The 17715-nt window shown below is 39.6% G+C and carries 11 protein-coding genes; 6 read left to right on the top strand and 5 right to left on the bottom strand.

The features are described from left to right. Positions 1-190 precede the first annotated feature (190 nt). The 3 genes from BTN98_RS20095 to BTN98_RS20085 all read left to right on the top strand — a co-directional run bounded on the left by BTN98_RS20095 (position 191) and on the right by BTN98_RS20085 (position 3389). Positions 191-1588 carry an ATP-binding protein gene (locus BTN98_RS20095; RefSeq protein ID WP_065190234.1) on the top strand — a complete coding sequence of 466 codons (1398 nt, stop codon included), beginning with the start codon at positions 191-193 and terminating at the stop codon, positions 1586-1588. After that, positions 1581-2231 carry an HNH endonuclease gene (locus BTN98_RS20090; RefSeq protein ID WP_061000832.1) on the top strand — a complete coding sequence of 217 codons (651 nt, stop codon included), beginning with the start codon at positions 1581-1583 and terminating at the stop codon, positions 2229-2231. The genes BTN98_RS20095 and BTN98_RS20090 overlap by 8 nt, the downstream gene beginning before the upstream one ends. 408 nt (positions 2232-2639) lie before the next feature. Then, the gene (locus BTN98_RS20085; RefSeq protein ID WP_061000830.1) at positions 2640-3389 is read left to right on the top strand and encodes a hypothetical protein; all 750 of its coding nucleotides are present in this window, start codon (positions 2640-2642) and stop codon (positions 3387-3389) included. A 144-nt stretch (positions 3390-3533) separates the two neighbouring features. Here BTN98_RS20085 and BTN98_RS20080 read toward each other — a convergent pair whose 3' ends face one another. Then, positions 3534-4472: a hypothetical protein gene (locus BTN98_RS20080; protein ID WP_061000828.1), complete on the bottom strand. Its 939-nt coding sequence runs from the start codon at positions 4470-4472 to the stop codon at positions 3534-3536. A 587-nt stretch (positions 4473-5059) separates the two neighbouring features. Between BTN98_RS20080 and BTN98_RS20075 the strand changes: the two genes are divergently transcribed. From BTN98_RS20075 to BTN98_RS20065, 3 genes are all read left to right on the top strand, one after another. Beyond that, complete coding sequence (locus BTN98_RS20075) at positions 5060-5911, top strand: hypothetical protein (protein ID WP_231730739.1); 852 nt, start codon at positions 5060-5062, stop codon at positions 5909-5911. Further along, positions 5904-9104 carry a DEAD/DEAH box helicase gene (locus BTN98_RS20070; protein ID WP_061000825.1) on the top strand — a complete coding sequence of 1067 codons (3201 nt, stop codon included), beginning with the start codon at positions 5904-5906 and terminating at the stop codon, positions 9102-9104. Before BTN98_RS20075 ends, BTN98_RS20070 begins: the two co-directional genes overlap by 8 nt. 279 nt (positions 9105-9383) lie before the next feature. Next, positions 9384-10670: an ImmA/IrrE family metallo-endopeptidase gene (locus BTN98_RS20065; RefSeq protein WP_105030068.1), complete on the top strand. Its 1287-nt coding sequence runs from the start codon at positions 9384-9386 to the stop codon at positions 10668-10670. A gap of 141 nt (positions 10671-10811) precedes the next feature. On the opposite strand, the gene BTN98_RS20060 is transcribed toward BTN98_RS20065, so the two are convergent. From BTN98_RS20060 to BTN98_RS20045, 4 genes are read right to left on the bottom strand one after another with little or no spacing between them, the layout of a single operon-like run. Further along, the gene (locus BTN98_RS20060; RefSeq protein ID WP_061000938.1) at positions 10812-12233 is read right to left on the bottom strand and encodes a tyrosine-type recombinase/integrase; all 1422 of its coding nucleotides are present in this window, start codon (positions 12231-12233) and stop codon (positions 10812-10814) included. Then, entirely contained in the window at positions 12230-12757 is a 528-nt protein-coding gene (locus tag BTN98_RS20055; protein WP_061000935.1) for a hypothetical protein, read from the bottom strand. Before BTN98_RS20055 ends, BTN98_RS20060 begins: the two co-directional genes overlap by 4 nt. Beyond that, the gene (locus BTN98_RS20050) at positions 12757-15225 is read right to left on the bottom strand and encodes a hypothetical protein (protein ID WP_061000934.1); all 2469 of its coding nucleotides are present in this window, start codon (positions 15223-15225) and stop codon (positions 12757-12759) included. Before BTN98_RS20050 ends, BTN98_RS20055 begins: the two co-directional genes overlap by 1 nt. After that, a complete protein-coding gene (locus BTN98_RS20045; protein WP_061000932.1) occupies positions 15210-17576 on the bottom strand; it encodes a hypothetical protein in 2367 nt (788 codons plus the stop codon). The genes BTN98_RS20050 and BTN98_RS20045 overlap by 16 nt, the downstream gene beginning before the upstream one ends. Positions 17577-17715 lie beyond the last annotated feature (139 nt).

Genomic DNA, 17715 nt, shown 5'->3' with positions numbered 1-17715 from the left:
CTAACATGGCAGTGATCGTATAGCCGATGCTGCCATTTCCAAATCAGAAATGCCCTAAATAACTCAGGTAATCTTCGCCATAAAGCGTTACCAACTGAATTCATCAAAAAATGCACTGGTAACCATATGACTTTATTTGAGTATGATAGAATAAAGTCTTTAAATCCAGTGTATTACCAAAGGTAGAATGATGGCGTTTAGAGCTCGAATAATCGGCGATACTTCTCTATTCAAAGGTGAAAGTTCGGCGGAAAATGCTTTTACAATAGTTATTGGAGACAATGGTTGCGGAAAAACCCAGTTGTTACTTGATATCTGCAACTACTACCAGATGCGATTTGGTGAATTGTTAAGTTCAAAGTCTGCTGATATTCGCGCCATACGTCGGGATTATTTTAAAAAGGAATTCAAATGGGGCGCGATCGAAAAAGTTTTTGAGCATCAAATTCCTCAAAAACTTATATGTGCATCAACTAGCCAGTTTGAAAAATTTACCGAAAACTGGAAGTTAAAGAATGACTTTGTGCAAGGTGGATACTATGCCTACATTGGTTCAAAGCCCTTTGCTCCTGACCGTCTACCTTCGACTCGTATAGCATCAACAGCTTTGAACCAGTTATTAGCGAGGGATAATTATGATGCTCGAAAAATACAATCCCTCCGCAAATTTCTTTTAAGTTTTGGGTTTGATGATGTTCTGAAGGTTAGCTTAGAACCTGTATTTTCCCCTGATGAACTGTATAAAGCAAAAAGAGGTGACTCTGATATTGCTCCTGAAACTCAAATAGCGCTGCGAAAAGCAAATGAATATTATGAGATAGAGGATATCAAGGAGTTGACACTTCTAATGGATCTGATCATTGATAAGCCAGAGATTTTGCTTCATTTCAGTGACACTGGTGTTCTTCTCAATTCTGTATGTAGAGAAAAACCTATCTCATACAATTCAAGAGAACTTGCTCATTTGCTGATGTCTGGTCTAGTAAGTGTTACCAACATTGAAACAGTTAACGGACAATCTTTTATCGAGCCAGGATTATCAGAGAGTGCAAAACTACGACCTCTAGCTTCTAGAAGTTCTGGCGAACAATGCCTGTTCTTGTTGTTTCTGGGCATCATTTCATCTATTGATGATAATTCTTTAATATTAATAGATGAGCCAGAAATTAGTTTACATCCTTCTTGGCAGCAAAGATTTGTTGAAATTTTAAATGAGTCTCTTAGTGAATATTCAGGGTGCCACTTCATAATTGCAACTCATTCACCACTTATAGTTTCAGATATTGCGGTTAAAAATTGTGAAATATTGGACATGACTGAACAAGTGCTTACAAGCGCTTCAAAGCATGGCTTACGTTCATCCGACTATCATCTTGCCACTCTCTTTCACAACCCTGGGCATAGCAATGAGTATCTAATAAAAACAGCTATTTATGTGTTCTCAAAGGTAAAGTCAGAAAAGAAATTCGATAATCAAGATCTAGAAAAACTAAAAATGCTTAACGATCAATTATCAGTGTTACACGAGGATGATCCCGTTATAGAGTTGGTAGAAATGCTCAATGAGGTTTATCGTAAGTATGGCTGACATTGAAAAAGAGGTAGTATTTTCTAAAGAACAGAAACAACTAATCAAAGAAATAGTTGGGGATGAAAACTTCTCCCACCATGATTGGACTAAGGAAGAGCAAAAAGAATCATTACAAGCTTTAAGATCGCATATTCGTAAGCATTACAGAATGGAGCAGAAGGCAAAATGTGCTTATTGTAGAAAAGACGTCGGTGTTCAATCTGCTTCAAGTTGCCATATAGAGCACATTGCGCCAAAAGAAAAGTATAAGAATTATATGTTTTATCCTAAAAATTTATGCGTTGCTTGTGCAGATTGTAACTCCATCAAATGGAAGCGTGACACCATAAAGCCACTTAACAACGGAGAGAGGAAGAGGTATCCATCTTCGTCAGGAGCTTTCTTGTTAGTCCATCCTCACTTCGATGACTATGCAGAGCATATCGATATTTTTCGTGACCGTTGGTATGTAGACAAAACTAAAAAAGGGCACTTCACTATTGGGTTATGTAAATTGAATCAACGATCTATCGACTTTGGTTACGTTGAACCTGATGAAGTGATAGTTTTAGCTGAAGAACTTCGAGATGCAAAATCGAAAGGCTCCAGCCACCTAGTAGATTTAATTAAGAAACGTATGGTTGAGCTACTTAATGATTAAAGGTGCTATAGATTAACAATTTTGACGGACTTCTATTCATTAATTGACGGGTAACTTAGTAGTTCCTCTAGCAAGGTTCTGTCCAGAATCTTCTCTGATGGCACTCCTTAACTCCATTGCTAGCTCATTTCCATTGTTAGCTCAAATTTGCCCCAAAACATGTTAGGTCAAATACTCATTTATATCGTGTTAACGTGATTTTTGATTAGTTTTATTTGTAGTTAATCAGACTTATTTAATACATTTCTAACGTTTATATCCGCAAAAACACTTTGAAACAAAATATGCAATCAAGCTTATGATATTTATGAACTAAATTGATTATAATTGCGAGACTTTAGGGGCATTTTTTTTGCGTTAATGTAAGAATGCTTATTAATCTACTGTTAGCATTTAAAGGGGACATTGGTGTTCGATAGGAAAGAAGTAAAAGAAATTATCTGGAAGAAGTGGCTATTCCCTGACTTTACAAACAAGCTCACTTGGTTAGTTGGTGGGGCCGGTGTTACCGTACTCCTTACTCCGACTGCTTTTAAGCAGCTTTTTTATAATTGGTTGGTAGACACTTTTAACTTGAATGCAGGGGAGCACTACACGTTAGCTGAGTTACAATCGAATAGTGCCGATTATTGGCTAGGTTTTGGAATGGTATTTTTAGCATTGGCTCATAATATTGGTTATCAGGCATTTATATATAAGTCTAAGAAACTTGCTCAAGTCGACAAACAAAATTTAATTGAAGTTGATAAAGCTTTATTTCTTGAGTTTATCGAGCTTTTACCATCTGATGGGTTAGATATTAAACTTCTAGAAGAGCATGATTTTGGCAACTCCCATCACGGCAAAAAAGTAAAATCGTTGGATACCTTCGTACATACGTGGAATAACGCCCTGAAACATTTCCTTGACGAAGAGTTGGAATCTAAAAGGAAACAGCTAATAGATAAATCTAAGCATTTCATTTATACATTGGCAAGTCGTTCTTATTCCATTGGTAATGGCGAAATGTTTTCGTGTATTCCAGATGCTTACAGAAATGCTTGGGATTGGCCTCCTCATGTTGAAGAGCAAATCCGAGAGTTGAATGAGTTGGGTACTGAGCTCTTTGAACTTCATCAGGATTTTGTTCTAACTGCCCGGAGAAAGTTAAAATGCTAACAAGCGAATGAACGTGTTTTTAAACCGACACTAGAAGGGGTAAACAACGGTTTCGTAAATGACGGCTAACGTTGTAATAACCACCATTGCCGGAAAGAAGAAAAATGCCGCTAGCTGCGGCAGTATTTGGATATATTTCATTTTTTACTTCAATCTCTTAGGTATTAGCAGCTCAACGTGTTTCTCTATCGCCTTTCTCAGCTCGATACGTGCAAGAGTGAGACTGGCTGCAATAGCAACCGTGTGTGAAAAACCAAAAAGACGGTATTCCGCAAGTAGGCCATATCCTGTTGGATCAATCTCCTTTTTCTCGGCCTTTGTTTTTAAAAACCAGTGCTGAAATACGTGGTGTTTGTTAAATACCATAAGGTTATGTTTGTGGGTTTCGTCTTTTATCTGCTTAGCCTCTATCTCAAAGTCTCCGCACTTGACTAGCAATTCATCGACACGCCGTTCAACAAGAGCAAAGGCATTCCTTACGTCTTGGTCGAAAAATATCACTGAACGGTCGATGCGACTCATGGTTGTTTTAAATTCATTTAAGAGGGTCGGAGTGCTGGTTCTTCCTGTCCCTTCTAGGAAGCGTATATATTCTTCAGAAAGGCCGTCTAAAGACCTTCTGGCACTGCAATATTCTTTTGCCTTTTCTGCGGTGTTTTCATCGTGCTTCCAGCCAAAAAATTGCGCCTCTATTCCACAAGGGCTCGATATTCTTAGCAGCTCATGATAATGAGCCTCATATGCGCTTTTTCGGTTGTTTATATCGGTAATATGGTTGGTAAAGTAGTAGAAGATAACCGCAGCAAACACACTGGTCGCAGAGCCTGCTAGAAAGGTCATGGTTGCTGACTTAACTAATTCTTCACCGTAGATACCAAATATTGCCCAAGCAACAAATGCAGAGATTGCGGCGATGACATACATAGGCTTTGGCAAGGTGCGTAGATAGAAAGAGCGCATCCATCTTTGGCGAATAAAGGCCGCCGCTGGTGAGAGAAGTTTAAAAAGCAATTTGCTTATATGCCAAAGCAAAAAACCATACGAAAGTATAACTGGGATGATTTGAAGTGCGGAGAGTTTCATGCCTGGAAAAGTAGTCCTTAGTGTAAAATATGGGTGATATTTTAATGGGTTACGGGTGTGGTGTGTAGCTATTTTAAAGGCACTAACCATACTTGTGGCCAAAGCTATTTTCAATCAGATGATTACGATATACCTTGCGGGAATTTACACCTAAAACTTCCGATTCCACATTTTATTTATCCAAAAACACATTAGTTTTCATCATTAACTCTTCTATCCAGTAATTGACCGGATAAACTCATTTCTGTCCACATTCGAGCTAGCTTTCATGGCTAGCTCAAATTTGCCCCATTATTTTCTAGTTACTTCTATCAATAGCAAAGTCCGGGTGACGCGATGACCTACTTTTTCTAATCGAAATGTGTCGACGATTCTCATGCCTTACAACACCATGGATACTCGCTTTTGTTATCGGAGTTCTTGAAGAAGCGCTTAAGCACTACGGTCACACCATTCTCGATGATAGAGCTTTTACTACCTAACTAACATATTGAAAGTCTGCTAGTTGCTCTCATTATGTGTTTATATGACTATAGTGCTGTTTACCCATTTAGCTTTCTATGATGGTTAGTGGGTTGGTTTGATTAATGGATAAAAGTACCATGGATTCATTGAAAATAAACAACTTTCCGATAGACGACATATGTGTAGGTTCTAGGTGGGAAGTTTCGAATGAAGATCAGTTAGCAAGGCTTATTGCAGTCGTCATTATGGGGCAGGCAGCTTATGCTGCGCACATAATCCGTGAATTAATGCCAGCCAATCCTGCGTTTTCAAATGATGCCCTGAAAAAAGAGGCAATTATAAAATTTACAGTTCAAGATACTCCGCAACCTGTTCGCTATGGTTACCCCAAAGTACAAAGGGATGGATTGATATTCGAAGTTATCTCTTGGATTGCAGCAAAACAACTGGCAGGAAAAAATGCGTATCTTAAAGATCCACATACTAGCTCAACTTCCCAAGGGCTCGATGGTCTGATGATCGAGTTAAGTGAAAACGGGCAAGAGATCTTAAAGTCGACAATATTTGAAGACAAATGCACAACAAATCCTAGACGAACATTCACGCAAAGTGTAATTCCCGGCTTCATCGAGCGACATAAGAATACTAGAAACAGTGAGCTTATTGCTGAAGCCACATCGTTGATTAAGTTAAGTGGTGTAGATGATGTAACTGCCATGAGAATGGTGCAGAAAGTGCTTGATAACAATACTAGACATTATCGCGCAGGCTTCGCGGTTACATCTGATTTTGATAATGAAGAAGCTAGAAAAAATTTGTTTGATGGCTATGGAGAAATCAAAGGGATAAGAGCGGAACAAAGGAATGCTTCAACGTTTGTTGTGGATGGGCCTTTAAGACCGTGGTTTGAAAGCTTGGCACAGAAAATTATCGCTTATATTGAACAACTGGATGGGGATTTCTTGAATGTATGATCCAGAAACCGCCAACTTATTAAGATCTGCCCCTGCTCTTGACGGCATTGACCCTGTTACGATACCTCAGTTATTAACATCACATTATGCGAAGATCGTATCAGCAAGGCTTGGTGGAGAGAGTGACCAAGAAGAGTCTGGAAGTTGGAGTCTCGAAAAAATAGCAGATACCTATGAAACAATTGCGTCAATTCATAGCGTTCGAGAAATAAAGAAGTCTTCAGCATTTGTTGCAGCGAGCGCCCAGCAGGTTATATCGAGAAAAGAACTGCTTGAAAGCGAACGCCCCCCAGTTGAATCTAACGTGGATATAGCTAGAGTTTCACCGTCACTTGCGGCAGTTCTCCTTTTTCTTGCAGCAGAACAATATGCAGATGCTCATGAAGCTGCTTCTAATATTCGAATTGATATAACAAAGCAAGAATATTGCTCTTATATCATTTCTCAGCACGTGATAGATCTAGGTAGGGGAGATTTAACGAAAATTGTTGAACGAGCAAATGTATGGAGACAACAATTTCCTCCCGGTTCTATTTCTAACGATGTCGAAGCGATCGCTATACGGGCAATGATGAACCATCTCGCCTTTGGTATTGAAGAGCTAGCGAAGTTACTATTAGAGCCAAATTTTCAACAAAGGGAGATGCCTAGAGTCACCTTTAATAGGGTTCTAGATTTAGCAGCAGAGCGTAAAATCATATTTGGTGAAGAAAGAATAGATTATACCTACCCGGGTATAAGGCACCTCGCCTCATTGTTATTGCTAATGTTTGATGGCATTTCTGGCTCCGCTTTAGCGAATGTACCCCCTCCGATTGGTGCTGACCCTACATTTTGGAACAACTGGATAAGCTATAGAGCTAAAAAGTTTCCTTACATTTGGCATAACCATAGAAAAGCACTTGATAGATTTTTTCACTTTTCCGGGGTTTCTTCCGTGCTGGTTTTACCAACTGGTGCAGGAAAGACTACGGTTTCATCTATAAAAATAGCTAGTGTTCTTGCACAGGGTAAGAAAGTTGTGTTTCTGGCACCGACTCATGCATTGGTAGATCAATTGACTAATGACTTGAGTGAAATGTTCCCTTCTGAATTGTTAGGTTCATCTGTATCTAGTGATTTTGATTTGCTACTTAAAATGGATATCGCTTTACCAGAAATAGAGGTAATGACGCCCGAGCGCTGTTTAGCCATAATTTCATTCTCTCCTGATTCATTTGAGGACGTTGGATTATTAGTATTTGACGAGTGTCATTTATTAAGCCCTGAAGCTGGAAAAATACGTCGAGCTTTAGACGGAATGTTATGTGTTCTAGGTTTTAATGAAATAGCACCACAAGCCGACATGCTATTTCTTTCAGCGATGATTAAGAACGGTGACGAGTTTGCAAAGTGGATAGAAGAGCTAACAGGCAGACAATGTTTGAACATTGAGTTGTTATGGAAACCTAGCCGACAGGCTAGAGGAGTAGTTATATACAACAACGATGAATTGGAGCAAGTGAAAAGGAATGCAATAGGCATTCAAAATAAGCAAAACCTTGAAAAGGGTAAAGTAGCAAAGGCTTTACGTAGCCCCTCAAAGAAAGAGCTTAATGTACAACCTCACGTATTATGGGGGTTACAACATAATTGGTTGGACACAAAAAACAATAAAGCAATTTGCAACTTCACTAAGTTGATAGATGAAAATGTTTTTTTAAACGGTGTTTTGAGGAATGGGAAAGTAGCGCTGCAACCCAATGCGAACTCTGTGGCTGCTCAGATTGCTACAATATGTGCAAAAAGAAACATGAAAACGATAGTTTTTGTGAACCAAAAACAGCACGCATGCTCGCTTGCATCTGAAATTTCTCATAAGTTCAGTGCGCAAATAGACATCACGGAGAAAGAACAAAAGTTATGGAATGCGCTTGCCATTGAAACTGGTGGTTTGGAGCATTCAATACTACATAAACCAACAGTAGCAGTTCCTCACAATGCTTCAATGCTGAAGTTAGAGCGAGAACTAGCTGAAAGTATGTATCGCCGTGATAATGGAGCAAGAGTTATTGTAGCGACGCCAACATTGGCACAGGGGCTAAACTTACCAGCACAAATGGCAGTTCTCGCCGGAGATAAACGTGCTAGCGCAGACGGTGGGGGACGAGAGAGCTTAGCTTCACATGAACTTCTTAACGCTGCTGCTCGAGCGGGAAGAGCTGGTCATCTTGCTAACGGAATCGTATTGTTAATCCCTGATCCTGTTATATCCTTTTCAAGCGGCTCTTCTCTGACCCCAATTGTTGTGGAAAAACTTCAGTCATTAATACCAGAAGACGACAGATGTGTTGTTATCACAGATCCATTGACTGAGATCCTTGATCGAATATCGGTTGGTGATGTCTTGGATAGAGATGTTTTGTATATGGTAAATAGAGTAGCATCTCTTGATGATAACGAGAGTAGTAATGAGTCTTCATTAAAGCTGAGGCGCTCTTTTGCCGCCTATAAAGCGAAGCAAAGCAATAACTTTGAAGAGTTTAATTTAAAGATTAACACTCTTTTAAATCTCACGGACAGTAAAGGGCGGGAGGACTCTGATATTGCATTGTCTGCGCTCGCATCTCAGAGTGGGCTTCCAATTGACACAATACTGTTACTTAAAAGTCGAGTCGAATCTGAGCCTCAACACCTTCCCATTAGTGTTGATGGATGGGTAAGATGGTTGGTTCAATGGTTGAAAGAGAACCAACAAGTAAGAGCTCTTTTGTTAGATGATGTGAAACGGTCTATGTTGGGGGCTGTTGGCAAGAGTAAAGATGCTGAAATCCTCGATGAGGATCTAGATACTATCTGTGAGGGCATATCATCTTGGATTAAAGGAAAGCCGATCAGAGATATAGAAGTGTCCCTAGGTGGTGAACCCTATGCAACTGCCATAACGAAACAGCAATGTCCTCAAGCTAGAGAGTTGATATCAAATGTAATACCAAGAAGCTTTTCTTTTATTATGGGGTTAATTACTAGAGTAGTTGTAGAGGTGGCCCCCTTTAGTGTCAATCCACTGCTGAATACTGAAATGATAGAGTCATTAAGTACGGCTGTCAGACTAGGCTATGACTCGGTAGAAAAATTGAACTTCGCTTTAGCAAATCCTCATCTGCTATCGAGGGTGGTTGTACATTTAGAGTTCGACAAAATGAAGGTTTAATTGAGCATTTGAAGCCCGCACATGTAGCATACGTTTCTGCTACATGTGCGGGCTTGTAAATCATTAACAAGCTTCAGGAATCCCACTATGGAACTTGAAATCGCTGTCAGGTGTAGTAGATGAATGAAATTTGCCACTACGTTAGAGTTTTTGCAATACCCCAGATAATCCGTTAAATGCTAAATTAGCAAATTCACTGACTCACTTTTGTCCACATTCGAGCTAGCTACCATGGCTGGCTTCTGCTTATTAATATACTGTTAGGCTTTATGGTGATAAATGAATACAGTTAGAAAAGGTGATGAATTAGAAGCAGCTATTTTCGAGTTATTCTCGACACAAATAGATCACGGACAATTCTGGGCTAACAAAGACTATTGTAAAATTTTTACTCAAAAAGGCTATTACTCAAGAGATAGAGAGAAAGACATTATTTTTGATGTGTCGATTGAGATTTATCTTCCAGGGCAAGAAACCTATTCAGTATTAGTATTAATAGAGTGTAAAAATTACAATCATCGTGTACCTGTTGACGATATTGAAGAGTTTTATGCGAAAGTACAGCAGGTTTCTGGTGCAAATATTAAAGGAATAGTGGCTTCAACAAACGCTTTTCAAGAAGGTGCTTTAAGGTTTTCCAAATCAAAAGGTATAGGTCTTCTGCGTTATTTTGAGGCTAACAATAGTGAATGGGTATTGACACGTTCCCCATCCTCAATACGTCGTACTGTTCAAGCTACGGAAAGGGCATCGATAAATCTTGCGCTTCAACAGGAAGATTTTGTCGGTAAAGGTTTTGATTGTTATTGTCTCTTTGGTTCTTCCTTTACTAATTCAACTTTTGAATTTTTCGAACAGGTTATTACTTCCGAGCTTTCAGAGGAACTTGTTGAGTCTGTTAGCTCTATTCGTACAGCAGAACCTGAGCCGAAAACATTAGTTCGCTATTTGGATAGCTCGTATATAGAATCCAAAAGTGAACTACTCTTGGATTCTATTGGTTACTTTGGTGGCTACGTGCAAGACGACAAACTTTTCAAGTTTGTAAGTGAAAACTATGGTCTTTCTTTAGTGTTAAACGCTCAGTTGGAAGAGGGAGTCCTTGGCTCTATCGACTTTAGTAAAAATGAAATCAAGATAGACACAACGCAGTGTGAGACAAAAAAGCGAGCACGTTTTACACTTGCGCATGAACTCGGGCATTACATTTTGGGCCATGCAGACTATATATTGCGTGAGAGTTGCTATGACTCTCACCTAGATGAAGCAAGGAATGATGTATCCATAAGGGATATTATGCGTTTAGAGTGGCAAGCAAATCAGTTTGCATCGTCATTGTTACTTCCAAAGAAACAATTTGTAATGGCTTTTCTTGAGCAAGCTCGAAAAAAAGGAATACATAATAGAGGATTCGGTGCTTTGTTCGTAGATGACCAATGCTGCAACAAAGAGCTATTAAACTTAATTACGCTATCACTCATGAAGCAGTTTAATGTATCTAAAACCGTGATCATTATTCGTCTTAAACAACTTGGAATCATGTATGAAACCGAAGGGCAAGACTAGTCTTTTAAGTTAACCAATATCGAAATCATAAGGTTTGATGTGTATTGATTAAAGGTAAGTGGCAGCTATAATAGTTAGGTCGAAGTTGTATATCGAAGCCCCTTTCATCGTATTCAAAGGTGATAGGGGTTTTTTATCGCTTCAATTTACTTCAATACTTTCATTAATGTCTTTCTTAAAGGCTGTCATAATCGATTTTATATTCTGAATCGCTTGTACAGGCGTTATTTCTTTACGTTCTATTTGCGCCTCAATACACTCTATTTCTCGTTCCATGTTCTCTACCGTAGTCTTGAGTGAGGCTGCATTGTAAACCTTGGTATAGCCATGCAGAGACTCCCAAGCAAGGTCAAGGTACGTATCAAGAGAGCTGATTAATTCATGACCTGAAATCTGCTGTAGCTCTTTCTTAAATTGCATGGTGTGAAGCACGTTCTTTCTAAAGTCGTCTTTACTGTTGATTTCTTTTGACGCAAGAATCCGATCTATCATCCAGTTAGTTAAACGCGCATGTCGCCATAAGTGCGGTGAGACTTGACCTGTAATCCCTAGTTCGTCAGCCCATTGTTTGATGTATTTTGTCCAAGATTTAGCGTTCAGGGGTTCACCGTTAGTTAAGGAAATAAAGAGATAGTCGTGCTTAACGCCAAACTTCTTCATCACCCGTCTTCTCACATCGGCATAGTTAGCTATCTGTTCTAAAAATGTGTAATCGACGGGTAAGTAACGATGACTATCTTCATCATTACGCTTCTTGCTGGTTTCTATTCTGAGCGTTCCCGTATCTCTCGCTGTAAGATAATCGCTATACCTCAGCGAATGTAACTCACTAACACGACCACCAAGCATTTCCATTGACACATAGATGGCTTTATCGCGTATTCGCTTATCGTATTGTTCTCGTTTTGCCAGTCGTTTGGCTTTGGGGTCTGTGAAAAAAGATAGGTCTTTTTTCTGAGTGTTGATGTATTGCCAAATTTTAAGCGCGTCTTCTTTGCTAACAGGATGGCGACTTTTTACAGCCCCTTTTTTTGGCAATGAAGTATGCGTGATGGTGATGACTTCTTTTTTATCTTTTCGTCCCTCAATTGAAATTGAGTGCCTTTTCTCTAGTACGGTAATGGCATTGACTTCATCTTGTCCGATGAAGTGCGTTAAGTCATAGAATGACTGAACAAATTGAAGAAACTGAATGCACGTTTCACCGATTTTGGCGACCTCAGTTGATGAACGTTTAGGCTCACCATTGGGCTTAACTTCCAATGTTAGATTCTGAATAAAAAGCGTAAATGAACTGTCTGTCAGTTGACTAAATCGGCTCAACATTGGCTTCGTTTCGATAAATCGAATTAAATGGACGATTTTAGCTGCATACGTTCTAATGCTGGTTGCTTTAAGGTGCTTCTGAACGACTAAATGATGCATATAAGCATTGGCTTCTAGGCATGGTTTATAGTTGGAATAACTTAGGAATGGCACATCAATAGGGTTTATCTTCCTAGCGTGACTCGGTACACCTATATGCAGCCAAAACTCAATATCCTTTAGCGTGTTAGTTATCATATCTCACCATCAAAATATAAATCGCTCACGTTTTGGATTTGGTGGTTAGCATCCAGATAGACTTCCCAACGCGCTTCCTCTGTGCCTTTGTGTGATGCTAATGTTTTCATTTTTGAACGGGCTTCGCGCAGCAAGGCAGTCAGCAACATATTTTCTCGCTGTAACGCTGCAATTTCCTTTTTTTGCTCAGCAATACGGTTCTTTTGTCCAGCTTGTGTGTTTAAGCTACCTTTGCGTGACTTTTTGCCCTTAATTTCAAACTCAAGCGCGTTTACAGCGTTTTTTCTTAGCGCATCGATTGCATCAAAACCTCCACGAATTACCTCGTCAGCATTGGTTTTAAAGGTATTTAAGCTGCATGGTTCAATATTACGTTCACTGCACTCAAATTTTGCCAGTCCACCTTGCGACTTCAATTGCTTGACTAAAGCGATATCTTCTTGGAACGTTTTCGGGGAGCGAATGATTTCCTGTAGAAAGTCCCGTGTTTTTATGACTTTGAGTTGGTTTTTCTCTTGATTCATTATTCAGCCTCTAACTCATTAATTTTTAATATAAGGTTGAAAGTTTTGATGTCTTCTCCTTTTTCATCTTTGATTGTAAAAAACTCTGGCTTTAGGCTGATAATATCGCTTTCGAGTAACATTAATACTTCGTTCTCAAGGTCTTGCTCGGCTTGAAGTTGTGATATGTGGGGGGTTGTGCGGTGTTCACTTTCATCGCCATAATCAAAGATAGCATCATCTAACGTGCGAATATGCAGTGCTTTGTTAGCATTACCTGTCAGTCGTTTGGCTAGGACTTTGCGTAAATGTTCGACTTCATCAAGGTTGTTAATCTGTGATTTATCACTGATAACACTTTGTACGATAACACTCGCTTTAGCACTGTTAAGTACGCCTCCTGTATCTGACTCGGTAATGTAATTGTGCAAGTGCTCTAAATCGGAATGAGCAAGCATCCAGCGCAGTGCTTCCATGTTTTCATAGCCTTTTGACCAGAAGAACACCAAAGCAAAGAAGCGTCTTAACTGGTGCTGTCGCACGTAGTGACGACGATACTCACCATTATCCATTTCCACGATTGCGGTTTCAAAATAATCACACAGTGCATCAAATGCATCATTAAACAGTGCAGCATTACTCTTTTTAAGTTGAAAGGTTCGCGGATGAATGGAATTAAATAAAGTGAGAGCGTTTTTAGTCGCGATACCGCGCTCAATCGCTTGTTGATTAAACTGTTCAAGCTGGTACACAAATCGGGCAACAGATAAAGATATCGGTCTGTCGATGGTTATGTTTTCCCCTTTTCCCCCTGTTTTCTTGGCTTTAAAGCGTAAGTGCCAATTATCACTGTCTTCAATGTAGGGGCTGGCATCCGTTGTGCGTTGACCCTTCTTGTTATTAAAAACAAGGTTGCCGAAAGGTTTCAGTTGGAGCAGTTCATTTTGTCGTCTTGCCATGATTGCGCCAAGCACTAATTGAATTGCGCCCTGTAGTACCGAGAAAATCTCAAGCATGGATTCGTTATTTCGGATCCGAGTATGACGATTTTCAGCACTTGCAGGTAGTCCCTCAAATTGTGTTATGCCTTTTTGCTTAAAATCAGGGTGGATTACATCGAGCGCGTCAAACTTAACAAAATGTCTGCGTTCAGTGGTTGGTAAATCACGGTGAAGAGCCTCATTAAATGCCTTTGAATTACGTTGAGGGCGGTGAGGGCTGGAATGTGCAACCATTGATTTTGAGTAGACTGTTGTTAATACATCAAGCAGGTTGTCGAAAAAATTCGCCTCTTTTTTATCAGGTGCTGGGCAAAAATTTTCCAATAGCTCATAGCTGTTTCTAAATAAATCAAACACAAACTCAGGGGGTAAGGTGCGGGTACGTCCTTGCTTGCGCAGTGTCGTTAAGCTTTGTACCGCATCAACGGATACCTCGCTGGTCACAGGGGAAAATGTGCTGACATCGTGTTTATCGATATTGGTGTTCATTAGTTGAATAGCATGACGCCACTCACGAAGCCGCTCTGCTGAACATCCATTGCCCTCATCTCGATTTGGAACAGCTTGATACTCTGACTTAATTGGAATGGGTTTTAAAGCCAACTCAGGGAAAGGGGATAGTTTAATTCCATCGGTCAGGATTTTTCCCTCAAAAAGTGATGCCGTGAGAATGGCATTGTTGCCTTGAGGATGAGTATGACCAACTTTGTCGCGTGTGTGTAGCGCATAATATCGGTGCTGATGCAGCCAACAACAGGCTTTGACTCTATCTTTAAGGTTGAGAATGTTTTCATCGCTGGCAATGTTACGTGTCACATAGGGGTATTTTGCTTTAAATGCGTTAAGTTCTTCAGTGGAAACCTCAACGTTATCCAGTAATACCTTAATGCGTTCATGGGTTTGGTATAAATCGGCATCAACTGAGCCTGCATGTTCTGCGATAGTTAACAGCACGTTGAGCCAAAATGCATCGGTGACTTTCTCTAAATGATATTGGGATAACTTTAACGCCTGACCGTTGAGTAAAATGGTATTAATGAGCGTCAAAATATGACCATATTTCTGCGCAGCGGATTTTGAACTGATTAACTTACCACCATTCTCTAACGGGTTATCACACGCGATGAGCCAGTATTTAAACGCATTAAGTAAGGGTTGGTGTTTCTCACTGGTTAACGGCTCACCATCATCTAAAGTGATGTCGCACCAGCGGATTTCTTTGGCGTTTTGTTGGTGCTTAAAATGTATTTTGGTAATGTCGTCATGAAAATCCGATAACCACCATTCGGGCAACGAGTCAGATTGCATTGGAATGCCCGTATGAATCTCTGTCAACAAACCAAGGACGCGAAAATCATCCGTTGCAACGGCATAATTGGTTAACTGAGAAAGTGTGTCTACGTGCATCCCATTAAGTTTTTCGGGGTTGTTCACGATATCATTGGTCAATTCTTCAAGATAAGCGAGATTATCTACAGCGGTTTGCATGAAAGCACTCCCTCTATGATGGTGTGGTCTAGAGGTGCATTTTTCGCCTCTTCGTACATGTCCATGATGTCGTCATTATCAAAGTCAGCCTTTTCAATGCATTTAAAGAGATAGGTTGCTGATTGATACCAATGTTGGATTAACGCATTAAAACGGGATGCATCATTGTCGTTATCAATGATTGTTTTAATGCTAATCAACAACTGGAGCAATGGCACGGTTACAGTCAACACCACGCTATCGAAAATACTTTGTTCAGCTTGTTGTGAGGCGGTTTTATCAAACGTGGCTGCGTTTAAATCAGGGAGGTCATTTAAGCCATGATTTTCCAAAAATTCCTCTAGTTCTTCGTAGCTCATATTGACAGCATCCAGCAAATAAGGAGACTTTTTCATTGCCTCAAAAATAATTGCTTTTTGGAACTGCCTGACGACACGCTCGGTAAAGAACGCCATCAACGGTTTGGGTAAGTAGGTATCAAGTAATTTATGGTTTACTTCTTTATGACCAAGGGCGTCCGCAACGGCACTTTGTGAGCGCGTTTCGAGATAGATTTGCAGTCCACGATGACGACGAATAGCCCTATGAGTGGTGATGCTGGCGATGATATCGAGTTCTTGTGCTGACACAGCATATTCAAGTGGCAACGCTGTGCTGTCATTCAGTCGTTTACTAACAAATTGTAAGGGTTTTTTGTATAATTGATTCACTTCACTTGGCTTCATAGCCTTTTTTAATGTGCATGTTAATAACAAAAATTTCCAATTATGATCACCAATCGCTTTTAAATGCTCTCTGGCTATTTGCGTGTGTTGAACGATAAAGTCCACGATGGATTTAGAGAACTCATTGAGTATGACATCCTGCTGCGCTAAATTTCGCCCTCGACGCGCTTTCTCACTGGTTAGGATAAACTGCTCACCGACTTGGGTATAACCTGTTAACTTGCCATTTTCATTGAATAATTGCAGCTTTTGCAGCCAACTAGGGGTGATTTTCGGGTGCTCAATGACAAGCAAAGCAGTTAAAGTAAATAGCGTGGCATTTGTAGGTAGGTTTAGCTCTTCGAGTAGCGGTTCGGTTTTCCCAATAAACCCTAGAAACTGCTCGTAAATGCCCTTATAGCCATTGATGCCATACTTATAAAACGTGGCAATGGTGTTATCTAAGTGGTGTTCGCCAATAGGATAAGATTCGCGACCTTTATTGTTACCTTTACGAAAACCAACATTTCCCTCAAGAGGCTTCACTATGCCTTTTTCGATAAAGGTTTTATTTCGCTCTTGTCGCTGTTTTAATTGATTAAAATGCTCGGTGAGTACCGTTTTCAATATATTCATGTCTCGTTCAATACGAGTTTCTATCATCGCGATGGCTTGTTCATCTTTGATGTGCAGAGGGATATTACCAAACCATCGCATTTTCTCTAACTTACTGGGATTACCGCCTGATGAAAAACTGGGCGGATTTTTAACGCTTAACATAGTCGGTGCTATAAACGCTTTTAGTGGGGCAGGATAAAGCTTTGTGTTGATAAACACAGAGGTGTAAATATCAAGTGAGGCATTGAATGAATTGTTAAAGTTTACTAGGTCATTGCCCTTAACGAGACATTCAGAAAATTGTAATTGGTACGCTTTATAGAATGTCGATTGCACATACTTTTCACTGAGTAATAACTCAAAACTTGCCACCGTTGCATTTCTATCAAGCGTCGAGGTGATTTCAAGCAAAGATGTAATTCTAAATATATTATTTCTTAGAGTGGCTGTTTTTTTGGTTAAGCCATACCGCTTGAGGGCATCGTGAATTTTGTCGGTAAAAGCTTGCCCGTATTTCACATAAATAAAATCAAGAACGACAGAAAACGCTTTACGCTCTTGTGATGTTACCGACCAGCCGTTGAGATACGTGAGTTTTTCTTCATTACGCTCAAGGGATTGATAGCTTTCAATGCAGTGCTGAGTGTAATCGTTTATCTTTCTGGGACTAAAAGATTGGGACTTGATATAGGTGTGGTTTGCTTTCGCAAGGTCGCACATCATACGGTGAAGAGCTGATGCAAAGCTTCTTTTACTGCTCATAGATAGATTCGATTCACAATAAATAAAACCAACAAGCTGTTCTGTATGAGCTTTAAACTTATCTTTATCGTTAAGTATCTCAATAGCACTAAAATTTTGTTTACCCTGAGATAAAATAAAAGATGCATAAATATTTAAAAGTTTTAAATATCCAGCGTTATCGAGTTTTGGGTTGCGCCTCTCTATATAGTTAAATAATTGTGTATGAAGTGGTTTAGATAAGGCTTGAGATAAAAGCGACAAACGGTTCAGTATTTTTGTATTCACGTATATTCCCTTCGGAAAACGGGTTAACAATACTGTAACAATTCATAAACATGTTGTCAAAAAAAGTTGTCAGTTATATTTGAGTTAAAATATTAAAGTTATAATAATTTTATAATTAATGATAAGAAATTCGATTCAA

The sequence above is a fragment of the Photobacterium aquimaris genome, from assembly GCF_002954455.1.
Lineage (GTDB): Bacteria > Pseudomonadota > Gammaproteobacteria > Enterobacterales > Vibrionaceae > Photobacterium > Photobacterium aquimaris.
Note: the sequence above shows the minus strand (reverse complement) of the source record. Positions and strands in the feature narration are given on the sequence as shown.

Excerpts from the sequence above, each read along its gene's own strand:
- BTN98_RS20065 (WP_105030068.1), top strand. The coding sequence starts at position 9,384 with ATGAATACAGTTAGAAAAGGTGATGAATTAGAAGCAGCTATTTTCGAG.
- BTN98_RS20090 (WP_061000832.1), top strand. The coding sequence starts at position 1,581 with ATGGCTGACATTGAAAAAGAGGTAGTATTTTCTAAAGAACAGAAACAA.
- BTN98_RS20095 (WP_065190234.1), top strand. The coding sequence starts at position 191 with ATGGCGTTTAGAGCTCGAATAATCGGCGATACTTCTCTATTCAAAGGT.
- BTN98_RS20070 (WP_061000825.1), top strand. The coding sequence starts at position 5,904 with ATGTATGATCCAGAAACCGCCAACTTATTAAGATCTGCCCCTGCTCTT.
- BTN98_RS20075 (WP_231730739.1), top strand. The coding sequence starts at position 5,060 with ATGGATAAAAGTACCATGGATTCATTGAAAATAAACAACTTTCCGATA.
- BTN98_RS20055 (WP_061000935.1), bottom strand. The coding sequence starts at position 12,757 with ATGAATCAAGAGAAAAACCAACTCAAAGTCATAAAAACACGGGACTTT.
- BTN98_RS20080 (WP_061000828.1), bottom strand. The coding sequence starts at position 4,472 with ATGAAACTCTCCGCACTTCAAATCATCCCAGTTATACTTTCGTATGGT.
- BTN98_RS20050 (WP_061000934.1), bottom strand. The coding sequence starts at position 15,225 with ATGCAAACCGCTGTAGATAATCTCGCTTATCTTGAAGAATTGACCAAT.
- BTN98_RS20060 (WP_061000938.1), bottom strand. The coding sequence starts at position 12,233 with ATGATAACTAACACGCTAAAGGATATTGAGTTTTGGCTGCATATAGGT.